At 54.0% G+C, this 13,070-nt stretch carries 9 protein-coding genes; 1 reads left to right on the top strand and 8 read right to left on the bottom strand.

Features of this window, described 5'->3' with window-relative positions:
• Nucleotides 1-68 precede the first annotated feature (68 nt).
• From THS27_RS06560 to THS27_RS27325, 8 genes are all read right to left on the bottom strand, one after another.
• Nucleotides 69-1,007, bottom strand: a complete 939-nt coding sequence (locus THS27_RS06560; RefSeq protein WP_139835497.1) for a GIY-YIG nuclease family protein — start codon at nucleotides 1,005-1,007, stop codon at nucleotides 69-71.
• Between the two features lie 148 nt (nucleotides 1,008-1,155).
• Nucleotides 1,156-3,075 (bottom strand): sulfate adenylyltransferase subunit CysN, encoded by a 1,920-nt coding sequence (gene cysN, locus THS27_RS06555; RefSeq protein ID WP_085589082.1) that lies wholly within the window; start codon nucleotides 3,073-3,075, stop codon nucleotides 1,156-1,158.
• A complete protein-coding gene (cysD, locus tag THS27_RS06550) occupies nucleotides 3,075-3,980 on the bottom strand; it encodes a sulfate adenylyltransferase subunit CysD (RefSeq protein ID WP_085589080.1) in 906 nt (301 codons plus the stop codon). Before cysD ends, cysN begins: the two co-directional genes overlap by 1 nt.
• 200 nt (nucleotides 3,981-4,180) lie before the next feature.
• Entirely contained in the window at nucleotides 4,181-4,642 is a 462-nt protein-coding gene (locus THS27_RS06545) for an Lrp/AsnC family transcriptional regulator (protein ID WP_085589195.1), read from the bottom strand.
• Nucleotides 4,643-4,764: 122 nt separating this feature from the next.
• The gene (locus tag THS27_RS06540) at nucleotides 4,765-6,174 is read right to left on the bottom strand and encodes an aminotransferase (protein ID WP_085589079.1); all 1,410 of its coding nucleotides are present in this window, start codon (nucleotides 6,172-6,174) and stop codon (nucleotides 4,765-4,767) included.
• A 115-nt stretch (nucleotides 6,175-6,289) separates the two neighbouring features.
• Nucleotides 6,290-7,663 (bottom strand): N-succinylarginine dihydrolase, encoded by a 1,374-nt coding sequence (gene astB, locus THS27_RS06535; RefSeq protein ID WP_085589078.1) that lies wholly within the window; start codon nucleotides 7,661-7,663, stop codon nucleotides 6,290-6,292.
• Complete coding sequence (gene astD / locus THS27_RS06530; RefSeq protein WP_210402843.1) at nucleotides 7,660-9,138, bottom strand: succinylglutamate-semialdehyde dehydrogenase; 1,479 nt, start codon at nucleotides 9,136-9,138, stop codon at nucleotides 7,660-7,662. The genes astB and astD overlap by 4 nt, the downstream gene beginning before the upstream one ends.
• A 54-nt stretch (nucleotides 9,139-9,192) precedes the next feature.
• The gene (locus THS27_RS27325) at nucleotides 9,193-11,457 is read right to left on the bottom strand and encodes a hydrolase (protein ID WP_246832867.1); all 2,265 of its coding nucleotides are present in this window, start codon (nucleotides 11,455-11,457) and stop codon (nucleotides 9,193-9,195) included.
• Nucleotides 11,458-11,692: 235 nt separating this feature from the next.
• On the opposite strand from THS27_RS27325, the gene THS27_RS06515 reads away from it, so the two are divergent.
• The gene (locus tag THS27_RS06515) at nucleotides 11,693-12,913 is read left to right on the top strand and encodes a PLP-dependent aminotransferase family protein (protein WP_085589076.1); all 1,221 of its coding nucleotides are present in this window, start codon (nucleotides 11,693-11,695) and stop codon (nucleotides 12,911-12,913) included.
• The last annotated feature ends 157 nt before the right edge of the window (nucleotides 12,914-13,070 follow it).

The following is a 13,070-nucleotide window of genomic DNA, read 5'->3' as shown; positions in this document are numbered from 1 at the left end:
TCGGCAGCAGGCCACTTTGGTGACATGCCTGTTCTGTTAATATGCATGACCTTCTTCTGTGCCATCCGTTAAGTTTCGGCATTAATCATGGAATGCTCGATTTGAGAATTTTGCCAGTCGGCATAGGTTTCTCCTGTCGGCTTTATTCGCCAGGAAATTCGCCCATTGTCTGAGCGCCCTAAAATAACATTGGAAGCGGCACTGGGGCTGCTGAAACTATAATCCTCGGCAAAAATGCGGCGGTTCTCTCCGTTGTTGACAAGGATTTTATCGGCGACGAGTTGATCGTGCAGGGCTTCGTATCCTCCTTTAACGCCTTCCCATGTAAACCTCGCATCTGAGCCTGCCAGCACAACAAAATCGCCGTTGATTTGTTGTGCTGTTGCTTCAAGATCGTGTTTTTTGCTGCGAAGGACAAAAGTTGGCACAGCATCGTTCACATAGGTCATTAAAGTGTCAGAAGATGATTCTGGCTTTGGTGCTTCGCTTTTGGTTTTGTCACGCAGAAAATCGAGGCCTAATACAGGCAGAACAATTCGGATTTGTTCGATGAAGAATTCCATGTCGGCCAAATCAGATTCGGGAAGATACCCGTATTCGGGGGCGGTATTGTTGTCGAGTATTGCGCGTCCGGCATTTTGTATGATGTTAATCAGTCTGCTTTCCAGATAGCGTACGTGAGCTTTGGTCAGGTTTTGGTCTTTGCTGGAAATCACACAGGCTTTGTCCCAAAATGCTTTGCGAGGATCGTTGTTATGAGTGATCAGGCGGTTTGCGACATTGTCACTTTCCCCAACATAGACGCGGTTTTTATTTGGGGATATTTCATCCGGACCCGTGAGAAAATAAATGCCTGTTCGTCCTGTTTCAGCGCGTTTTACGAAATCAGGCAATCGTGTTCTGGGGGCAGATAATACATGTCCTGTCCAGTTCATGATTTCGGCGGTTAGTATGCCGTTCGGCGTTCCATCAACAAGGAAGAGACGGATACTGCGACCTGTTACCACCTGTTTGTCTCCTTGTTTCAAATGCTTGCGGCGAACTTAGATTATCGTGCAACCACAAATATTACAATTGAGACCTTATGTATAAAAAACACCCGGCAACAATGTGCCGGGTGTGATTGCGTCGGGATGTGTCTGGTGGTGTGTATTGTCAGATTTCCGGGAACCATGCGGCAAGAATGCCAAGATCTTCAAGCTGGTTCACAACCATTTCGGCGGCGTCCTCAGCACTTTGATCCGACGTGTTTACCGTAATTTCCGGGTTCTCCGGGGCCTCGTAGGGGCTGTCAATGCCGGTGAAATTGGCGATTTTGCCTTCACGGGCCTTTTTATAAAGGCCCTTTACATCGCGTTCTTCACAGACTTCAAGCGGGGTATTGATAAACACCTCGATAAATTCGCCATTTTCAAGCAGGCTGCGCGCCATTTGCCGTTCGCTTTTGAACGGTGAAATGAAGGAAACCAGCGTGATCAACCCGGCATCGACAAACAGCTTGGCGGTTTCGCCGACACGACGGATATTTTCCACCCGGTCGGCATCGGTAAAGCCAAGGTCCTTGTTTAAGCCATGACGCACATTGTCGCCATCAAGGCTGTAGGTATGTTTACCAAGGGCATTGAGCTTCTTTTCCACCAGATTGGCGATGGTGGATTTGCCCGCACCCGACAGACCGGTAAACCACAGCACAGCCGATTTCTGGCCTTTCTGGGTGGCGCGCGCCTGTTTGTTAACATCCATTTCCTGCCACTTGATATTGGTCGCGCGGCGTAATGAATGGTTGACCATCCCGGCGCCAACGGTGGCGTTGGTATAGCGGTCGATGATGATGAAACGCCCGGTATGGCGGTTATCGTCATAGGGGTCAAACGCCAGCGCACGGTCAGCCGCAATATTGGCAATACCGACTTCGTTTAGTTCCAGCGTTTTACCGGCCACATGTTCGAGCGTATTAACATTGACCTTGTATTTCAGGGTGCTGATTTGCGCCCCCGAAAGTTGCCCGCCCATCTTGATCAGATAGGGGCGGCCCGGCAGCATTTCGTCTTCGTGCATCCAGATGATTTTGGCTTCAAACTGGTCGGCATAATCGGTGCGGGCTTCGCTGGATGCCAAAACATCGCCGCGTGAAATGTCAATTTCGTCTTCCAGCGTCAGGGTAATGGCTTGCCCGGCAACGGCTTGGTCAAGATTGCCATCAAATGTCACGATTTCCTTGACCGTACTGGTTTGGCCCGATGACGAAACAACAATTTTATCACCCGGTTTGACAACACCCGACGATACCGTGCCCGAGAAACCGCGGAAATCGAGGTTGGGGCGGTTGACCCATTGAACGGGCAGGCGGAACGGTTTTTCAATCGCTTCCTGTTCAACCTGAACCGTTTCAAGATGGCCAAGCAGGCTGGGGCCATCGTACCAGCCGGTGTTGGGGCTGGGTTCGATAATGTTATCGCCGCGAAGGGCCGACATTGGAATAGCCTGGATCGACTTGTAATTCAGTTGCTGGGCAAATTCCCGATATTCGCCAACGATACGGTCAAAGGTGGCCTGGTCATAATCGACCAGGTCCATTTTATTGACCGCCAGTACCACATTGCGAATACCCAAAAGAGAGGTAATAAAGCTGTGGCGGCGGGTCTGGGTTAAAATGCCTTTGCGCGCATCAATCAAAATCACAGCGACATCGGCGGACGACGCACCGGTTGCCATGTTGCGGGTATATTGTTCGTGGCCCGGGGTGTCGGCGACGATGAATTTTCGCTTGTCGGTCGAAAAGAAACGATAGGCAACGTCAATCGTGATGCCCTGTTCGCGTTCGGCCTGAAGCCCGTCGAGCAGCAAGGCAAAATCAATTTCGCCGTTCTGGGTGCCAACCTTGCGGGAATCTACTTCTAACGCTGCCAACTGGTCTTCAAAAATCAGTTTTGAATCCCATAACAGGCGGCCAATCAGGGTGCTTTTGCCATCATCAACGCTGCCGCAGGTGATGAAACGCAACAGGCTTTTTTCTTCCTGGGCTTTAAGATAGCCAAGAATATCATCGGCAATCAGGTCGGATTTATGTGCCATCAGAAGTAGCCTTCCTGCTTTTTCTTTTCCATTGAACCGGCTTCGTCATGGTCAATCATGCGGCCCTGGCGTTCGCTGGACCGGGTCAGCAGCATTTCCTGAATGATCTCGGGCAGGGTTGCGGCCTCGGATTCAACGGCTCCGGTTAACGGATAGCAACCAAGGGTACGGAACCGGACGGATTTCATTTCCGGCACTTCACCATCGCGTAGCGGCATCCGGTCATCATCAACCATGATCAACGTGCCGTCACGTTCAACAATCGGGCGCTTGGCGGCGTAATACAGCGGAACGATGGGAATTTGTTCAAGATAGATATATTGCCAGATATCAAGTTCCGTCCAGTTCGAGATTGGAAAGGCACGGATGCTTTCGCCCTTGTTAATGCGGGAATTATAAATGTTCCACAATTCAGGGCGCTGGTTTTTCGGGTCCCAGCGATGGGTTTCGGTGCGGAAGGAAAATACGCGTTCCTTCGCACGGGCTTTTTCCTCGTCGCGGCGTGCACCGCCAAAGGCTGCATCGAACTTGTATTTGTTGAGCGCCTGTTTAAGCGACTGGGTTTTCATAACGTCTGTATGCACACTTGAACCATGGGTGAATGGGCCAACACCCTGTTTCACGCCTTCTTCATTGATATGCACAATCAGCTCGAAGCCATATTCCCTGGCAACTTTGTCGCGAAATTCGATCATTTCGCGAAACTTCCATGTCGTATCGACATGCATCAGGGGAAACGGCGGCGGAGCCGGATAAAAGGCCTTGCGCGCCAAATGCAGCAAAACCGATGAATCCTTGCCGATGGAATAAAGCATCACCGGGCGCTCAAAGGATGCCGCCACTTCGCGAATGATATGAATGCTCTCTGCCTCTAGCTGGCGGAGATGGGTCAGATTAGGCTGCATTGTCTTTCCTGACGGTAAATAACACATTTAAAGTGTTATTGAATTAATTTCACAACTACAAACCGGGTAATACGGATTGCGTCCCGATGCAAGCGCCATTTGACAATTCACAGTAAATTTGTTGTCTCTGTGGCGAATTCCAGTTTTAATTTGTGCAATTAAAGGGCTTGAATGCGGTAGGTGATTATTGTTTCGGGATATTAAACCGGAAAACCTTTAAATTCCTTGGTCTGGGCCAGGGCAACATGGCCGATGAATTTGGTAATGCCGAGGTTGCCGTAAATCATCTCTTCGGACAGGGAATGGTAGTGCTGCACATCGCGACACACCAGACACAGCATATAGTCATACGGGCCGGAAATGCGGTATCCGGCGACAACTTCGGGAATGTCGTGAATGGCATTGGCAAATTTTTTATAATCATCCACCCCTTTGCCTTCCAGCGTTACTTCGGCAAAAACGCGCACATGCGGGCATAGCTTTTCAATATTGATGACGGCGCGATACCGCTTGATCACCTTTTCCTTTTCCAGCTTCTTAACCCGGTCAAGGCAGGGGCTGGGGCTTAAACCGACCAGCTTTGACAGGGCAAGGTTGGTTAGCTTGGCATTGGCCTGCAAGGCGCGCAGGATTTTATGGTTAATCGCGTCTATTTTTATCATTTTGCCCAATCTCGTGTTGCGCGCGCATTGTAGCGGGGAACGACAGGGAACAAAAGAACCCCGGTTGCAAAAAGCAAACCGGGGCGATGTGTGGCTGTGAATAGCACTTGTATTTTGTCGGCCTAGGCGGCAAGGCCCTTGCGTTCGTCGCTGCTAAGCCCCCCAATCACCTGATCAAGCCCCTTGCGCAGGGCATCAACCATCTGGTCGGCCTCGTTCCGGGTCAGGCACAGGGGCGGCGAGAACGCCAGGCTGTCGGCGGTGGGAAGCGGGCGGTAAATCACACCCAGTTCACCAATCGCAGCAACGCAACGCGCAGCGATTTTGTGTTTCAGATCAAACCCGATTTTTGTGTCGCGGTCTGCCATAAGCTGGATTGCGCCGATCAGGCCGCGCCCGCGAATTTCGCCAATATGGGCGTGATCGCCCAGGGCCTGTGCCAGTGATCTATGCAAATAGGCGCCCACCTCGGCGGCATTGCCAATCAGGTTTTCGTTTTCAAGAATATCAAGGTTTGCCAGGGCGGCCGCACATCCAACCGGATGGCCGGAATAGGTAAAGCCATGGGCAAATGCGCCCAGTGTCGCCGACCCGTCGCGCAAAACATTCCAGATATCATCGCTGATGAACGCTGCTGATAGCGGAAAATAGCCGCTGGTAATGCCTTTGGCGGTGGCGATCATGTCTGGGCGAATGTCGTATACCCGGTGACCAAACCAGTCACCAAGGCGGCCAAACCCACAAACCACCTCGTCGCAAATAAACAGGATGTCGTGTTTCTTAAGGACCTTTTGAACTGCAGCAAAATAACCCTCGGGCGGGGTAATCACGCCGCCAGCACCCATAACCGGTTCGGCGATGAAGGCGCCGACAGTTTCCGGCCCTTCGGCGATGATCATTTCTTCAAGCTCGCACGCAAGGCGGTTGGAAAATTCCAGTTCGCTTTCGCTCGTTTTGGCCTCGCGGTAATAATGGGGCAGAGAGGTGTGTTTGACTTCCGCCAGTGGTAGGCCGAAATTGCGATGAAAGGATGCAAGGCCGGTTAAGCTGGCCGAGGCAATGGTGGTACCGTGATAGGCCTGCTTGCGCGAAATGATTTTGCGTTTTTCCGGTTTGCCGCGCAGGCCGTTATAATACCATACGATTTTCATCAGGCTGTCATTGGCATCCGACCCGGAACTGCCAAAAAACACCTTGTTGATATGGTCGGGCATTTTCGCTACCAGCCGTTCGGCCAGATCGATTTGGGCGGGGTTGGAATGCCCGGCAAAAGTGTGGAAATAGCCCAGCTGATCGGATGCCTTTTTCATGGCATCGCCAATTTCGGGGCGGCCATAACCGATATTCATGCACCAAAGCCCGCCAACGGCATCAAGCTGGCTTTTGCCATCGGTATCGGTAATGACGCATCCCTTGCCTTCGGCAATGATGCGCGGCCCTTTGGCCGCAACATCGGCAACAACGCTGGCAGGATGCAAAATATTGGCGGAATCCGCCTTTTTCAGGCGGTCGCTATCGTAAGAGGTGGGCATGGCGGGTCTCCCGGATGGGGTGGCGTTTTATTCTTCAACGCCATAGTGCCACGCCCGGTGCGGCATTAAATTTTGAAGCCATATCCCGGCACCGCAGGGAATGCGGCTTTAGGGTTTAGTCCCGCTGAAAATCGTAAATCGGCCCCAGACTTAACAATTGGGTCAACTCATCCAGTGCCGTGCGAACCTCGGTCAGCAATTGTGGATCGCGGAAATCATCGGCGGTGAGGTGGTCGCGGTAATGGCGGTTGACCCAGTTGGTAAGTTGGGTGAAACCGTTATCGTCCAGAAGCGTTTTAGGGTTGGTGGCGGCCAGTTCGGCTTCGGTCAGCGCGACGCGCAGGCGCAGGCAGGCCGGGCCGCCGCCATTTTGCATGCTTTGGCGCAGGTCAAAGAATTTGACCTGCTTGATGGGCGTGTTGCCCTTGCCGATCAGGTCGTAAACATAATCGCGGACGGAAATGGTGTCTTCTGCTTCGGTGGGCAGAACCAGCATCATGTCGCCATTTTCGGGCAGGCGCAAAAGCTGTGAATTAAACAGGTAGCTTTTGATCACATCCTCCAGCGGAACACGATCCCGTAGGACTTCGATGCTGGTGAAATCGGCGATGCCGGTTAGCTTGCGGCGGATTTCATCTAGCACCGCCGGGGTATCGACAAAGGCATCCTGATAATGAAACAGGGTATTGGCATTGCCGACCGCAATCACATCGTTATGAAAAACCCCGGCATCAATCAGGTGCGGGTTTTGCTGGGCATGGACAGTGCGGGCATCCGACAGGCCATGATGGCGGGCGATGGCGCTGCCTGCTTCAAATGTTTGCCGGGCCGGATACCTGCCGGGCTGAGTATGGCTACCCTGAAAGGCATAGCGGCCAAAAACGAAAAATTCGATGCCTGCTGTGCCGTAATCATCACAAAAACGGGTGTGGTTGGCGGCCCCTTCGTCGCCAAAATGGCTGACGGCGGGCAGGGCCGGGTGGTGGGTGAAATGGTCAGGATCGGGGAAGGTTGCGGCAAGGGCGCGACCGGTAACGTTATGTTCGATCGATCGATGAAACATGGCGCAGAGATTGGCCGGGGTGAAATGCACCTTGCCATCGGCAGTGTCGCCACTGGGCGATATGGTGGCGGCATTGGCCGTCCACATCGGTGAGGCCGATGCACTGGCAAGCACATAATTGGGGTTGGTCTGCCATGCCTTGGCAAGAATGTCGCCATCGGTGCCGGTAAAGCCAAAAACATCGCGAAGCGTCTTGATATGCGGGCGTTCGTGGGGCGGAAGAACCCCTTGCACAAAGCCCATATCGTGCAGGGCCTTCATTTTGGTCAGCCCCTGCAACGCGGCTGCTTTTGGGTTGGAGATGGCGGTGGCGTTGCGCGTCGAGGCGACATTGCCAAAACTTAGCCCGGCATAATTATGGGTCGGGCCGACCAGCCCGTCAAAATTGGCCTCGACACTGGTGGAAAAGGCAAAATCGCGGGTCATGGGCGAACTCCGTTGGGCAAGTTGGCCGGGGCAATAAGAGTTTCGCTTTCAAGCGAGGCCACCGGCCAGGCACAATAATCTGCCGCGTAATAGGCCGAGGGGCGATGATTGCCGCTGTCGCCAATGCCACCAAAGGGGGCGGCACTGGACGCCCCGGTAAGCTGTTTGTTCCAATTGACAATGCCCGCCCGGCTTTCGTGCAAAAAGCGCTGCCACAGCTTGGCATCATCGGATAGTAAACCAGCCGCGAGGCCAAAGCGGGTGTTGTTGGCCTCAACCATTGCAGCATCAAAATCATCGACCCGGATGACCTGTAAAAGCGGGCCGAAAAATTCGTCATCGCCGCGGTTGTTAACATTGGTAACATCGATGATGGCCGGGGTAACAAAGGGTAAGGCCGGATCGGGGCGGGTCATGGTGCGCAGGGCAATGCCGCCATTTTCGATCAGGTTATCCTGTGCCGCCATTAAGCCATCAGCCGCAGTATTTGAAATAACCGGCCCCATGAACGGTTCGGGATTATGGCCGGGGGCGGCGACGATTAATCGGTCTGTCAGGGCCAGAATGGCCTCAAGGATGGCATCACCCGCAGCCCCCTTTGGCACAATCAGTCGTCTTGCACAGGTGCACCGTTGCCCGGCGGTGATAAAGGCGGACATGACCGTATGGTGGGCAACGGCATTCAAATCGCTGGCATCCCAAATCACCAGCGGGTTGTTGCCACCCAGTTCAAGAGCAAGGATTTTTTGCGGTTGGTCGACAAAGGTGCGGGCAAGATGGCGCCCGGTTGCTGCACTGCCGGTAAAAAACAGCCCGTCAATTTGCGCATGATTGGCAAGGGTGATGCCGGTATCGCGTTCGCCCTGGGTCAGGTTTAAAACGCCTTTGGGCAACCCGGCACTGTGCCAGAGCTTCACCGTTTCCTCGGCCACGAGCGGGGTCAGTTCGGAGGGTTTAAACACCACGCAATTGCCCGCCAAAAGGGCCGGAACGATGTGGCCATTGGGCAAATGGCCGGGGAAATTATAGGGGCCAAATACGGCCACAACCCCGTGCGGTTTATGGCGCAAAACGGCGCGCCCGCCGCCGGGAACATCGGTGTTTTTAGTGCCGGTGCGTTCATGATAGGCGCGGATCGAAATGGCAATTTTACCCGTCATCGCGCCCGCCTCGGTCAAGGCTTCCCAATGCGGTTTGCCGGTTTCCGTGCTGATGGTGCGCGCAAGTGTATCTTTATGATCGTCCAGCAATTGGGCGAAGCGTTCCAGTATGTCAATGCGTTCGGATAACGGACGGGCAGACCAGTCGCCAAGGGCGGCACGGGCGGCACTAATTGCGTTGTCAATGTCACTTGCATTGGCGGCATTGCCGCGCCAGACAGTTTCGCCGGTTGCCGGGTTAAGCGATGCAAACTCCGCCCCGGCGGCATTGGCCCATGTGCCGTTAATGTAAAGACCGGAAGACATGGTGGACATAATGCGCCCTCCCTTATGCTGGTGCCCGACAAGACAGGGCCGTTTTGGTATGTTTTAATCGGTGACGTAGCGAATTTGATCGCCTGCCGAGATGCCCAGTTTTGCGGCTTCGCTGTGGTCAAGATCGACGGTGTCCCGATTAATCGGTTGCATGTGCAGCCAGCTTGACTGAAAACCTTTTAGCGCGATGGTGCAGGCGAGATGGCGGCGCGTGGATGTGTTGCGATCTACAAGGTTGCGCACCGTTGCCAGGCGTGAATGGCGAATGGTGCGAATATCTTCCAGGCGCACATCAACACACGGCCCGCCGTCAAACACATCAACGGCGTTGGAAAAGCGAAAGCCTTCCTTCTTGAGCAGATTCAGGGCCGGGCGGGTTTCGTCATGGGTTTTGCCAATCACGTCCTGTGCCGCCTTGGGCAGCAGTTCGATATAGATCGGGAATTTCGGCATCAGATCGGCGATGAACTGGTTGTTGCCTACGCCCGAAATATAATCGGCATCGGGGAAGGGCAACTGGAAGAAGTGCGAGCCCAGGGCCTCCCATAACGGGGATTTACCGTCCTTGTCCTGCCAGCCGCGCATTTCGGCCATGACAATTTCGGAAAAGCGCGATGCAAAACATCCCATCAGCAAATAGCGTGAGCGTGCCAGAAGCTGCCCATTGCCATCCTTGCGGTATTCCGGGTCCAGATACAGCGTGCCAACCTCGGTCGCACCCTGATAATCGTTGGCAAGGTTCAAAAGGTGCGATGTCGAGGTAACGTTAAGTTCGTGCGAATATTGGGTGATTTTCAGGATTTTATAGTTATAAAACGCCTTGGATAACCCGACCCCGGCATAGATGGCACAGGTACCCGCGACCTTGCCATTTTCGGTATCTTCCAGCACCATGAAATAGCTTTCGCCACCCGGGCCATCGACATCGCTTTCAAAGGCGATAATGGAATCGGCAATGCGGGTTTCAAGGATGCCACGATTGGCGGGCAGGGTGGTTAGCCCCTTTGACGCACCAGATGCCAAATCAACCAGCCGGTCCAGATCGGCCATTATTGCGGGGCGCACGCGCATCATGTGCTTAAATCTCCGTTTTACAAAACTGGCAGGCAATTCGCCGGCGCCGGCCTTCATTAAAATCAGGGCGGATAATTTGGCGCGTTCGATCAGGCTGTCGAGTTTCACAAATTCCTGATCGGAATGGATAAGGCCGCCGCGCACACCAAGGGTATCGATATTGGGCAATCCGGCTTCGGCCAGATTATTGCCATCACAACAGCCGCCAGTGGCTTTCCAGCTAATGTCGAGATCAAGATTGTTTCCAAGATCGCGGACCCATTCAAACAGGGCTTTGGTTTTGCCTGCCATTTCCTTGGGCGCACGGCCAAAGCGGCCATGCAGGTCGGCGGTTATGCCGTCCATGGCATTTAGCTGGTCGATAATGGCGCTCATGCCGGTTTCGGCACTGTGGCGTTCATCATGGGTGGCGACACGAACATTAAAGCGCACAATGGCGGTATCGGGCACAATATTAACTGGCCCGCCGCCATCAATTTTGCCGATGTTAAAGGTGGCATCGCCGGTTTTGCCGTTCAGGGCATCAAGGGCGGTAACACAGTGTGCGGCGGCCACCATGGCACTGCGCCCGGCGTAAAATTCGCGCCCGGCATGCGCGGCTTTGCCTTTGATGCGGATCGAAAAATTGCCCGATCCCTTGCGCGCCCCGGCAAGGGTGCCATCGGCCAGAGCGGGTTCGAATATCATGCCAAAATCGGCAGCACGCGCGCGCTCCGCCAATATCGGCGATGACCCTGCCGAACCGGTTTCTTCATCGGGGTTGAGGACCACATCCCAGCCTATGCCGTTGGCAAAGGGGCTGCGTTCCAACGCTGCCAGCGCATTAAGGATGGTTAGAATGCCGCCTTTGGCATCGGCCACACCGGGGCCGTTCAGCGTGGTGTCATTTATCAATCGCGGGGATTGAAAGGGGCTATCGGTGCCAAATACCGTGTCATAATGAATGCACAAAAGCGCACGCACCGGGGCCTGCGGGCGTTTGGAAAAATGCAAAACCTTGCCATAGCGCACCGGCAAAATATCGCCACCGGGCGACACAGCTTCGCCATCGGGGAGGTCGATGATGTTGGTTTCCGCGTCCAGCTCGGCAAAGGCGGGCAGGATGGCATCGACCATTTGTGCCAGGCCGTCGATATTGCCGGTGCCGGAATTAATGGCAGACCAGGTTTTCAGGCGATCCAGCGTTTGGACGTAACGCGGATCAAGCCAGTCCAGCCACGGCTGAAATTTTGCATGTTCGGTCATGATATCCTGTGGGACGGTTTGGCGTTTATGGGGTTTGTTGACAATAGAGTGCCAAAATCTGCCCGGCAGGTGGTGCGGGATGCGAGGTTGGAAACAGTATTACCTGCGGGTCGCGACAAGCCACTTGCGTAATTTTATTTCAAAAATTGGATCTGTTGAAAAATAAACTTGATTTAATGCCGGGTTGCTCGCTTGATAACGTCAGTAAAGCTGACCTAAATATAGAGAGTCGCCCATGACCATCCAATGGAATGACCTGATCGTTCGTGATGCCCGCGCCCTGACCGCATCTGAAATTCGCGATTTGCTGAAGGTGGCAGAGCGCCCGGAAATTACATCCTTTGCCGGGGGCGTGCCGGACCCGTCACTTTTTCCGTTGGGTGATTTTAACGGTGTTTACCGCGATTTGATGGACGATGATGTGGCGGGCCGCCGCAGCTTGCAATATTCGATCAGCGAAGGATTGCCAGCTTTGCGCCAGTGGATTGTCGATGATCTGGCATCAAGCGGGGCTGTGCGCGGTATTGATAACATCCTGATCACCTGTGGCGCACAGCAGGGGCTGGATATGCTGGCCCGGCTGCTGCTGGAGCCGGGACGGGAAATTGTTGTTGAAAAGCCGACCTATCTGGGGGCGATGCAGGCGTTTTCCATGCGCCGTCCGACCTATGTCGGTGTGGCTATGGATGCAGATGGCCCGGTGGTTGCCGACCTTGACGCTGCCTTTGCGGCGGGCGCGCGGATTGCCTATTTAGCACCGGATTTTCAAAATCCGACCGGGCGATCCTATAGTCTGGAACGCCGTTTGGCGGTGCTAGAGGTTGCGCGCAAATACGGCGCGGTTATTCTGGAGGACGCAGCATATTCCAAGCTGTCTTATGACGGCGATGTCGCCCCGTCGTTGTTGGCGCTTGATGAAACGCATGGCGATCAGAATGCCGGCACGGTCATTCAGTTGGGTACATTTTCAAAAACGCTGGCACCGGCCCTTCGCATTGGTTGGGTTTGTGCGCCGCGCCCGGCGATTGAACGGCTGGTATTGATGAAACAGGCCGGGGATTTGCATGTTTCAACCATCAATCAGGAAGTCGCCTTGCGGGCAGCGCACAAATTGTTCCCGGCCCATATTGACACCCTGCGCGATGCCTATCGCCATAAACGCGACACCATGCTGGCCGCGCTTGATGACTTTATGCCCGAAGGTGTGACCTATACCCGCCCGGAAGGGGGCATGTTTATCTGGCTGACCTTGCCAGAAAATATCGATAGTCGCCAGTTGCTGGAGCTGGCATTGGAGGAAGCAAAGGTTGCCTTCGTTCCTGGTCAGGCTTTTTTCTGTGATCACGGCGGGTGTAATACCGCAAGGCTTAGTTTCGCGACCGAAAAACCGCAGCGCATTCGTGCCGGGATCGAACGGTTGGCTGCGTTGATCCGGCGTGTGCATAATCAGTATTAACCTGTTTCGTACGGTGGTTGATGTGTTTGCGGTATCGGTGTCGCGGGTGGCTTGACCGGCGGGAACATTCGGATGATGGTTAAATTCTTTCTATCCCTGCGCAATAGTCAGGATGCCTTAACGTGTGAGCTTGTGGAGCAGGGGCAATATTCAAGAG

The organism is Thalassospira sp. MCCC 1A01428, from assembly GCF_002115825.1.
Classification (GTDB): Bacteria; Pseudomonadota; Alphaproteobacteria; order Rhodospirillales; family Thalassospiraceae; genus Thalassospira.
Note: the sequence above shows the minus strand (reverse complement) of the source record. Positions and strands in the feature narration are given on the sequence as shown.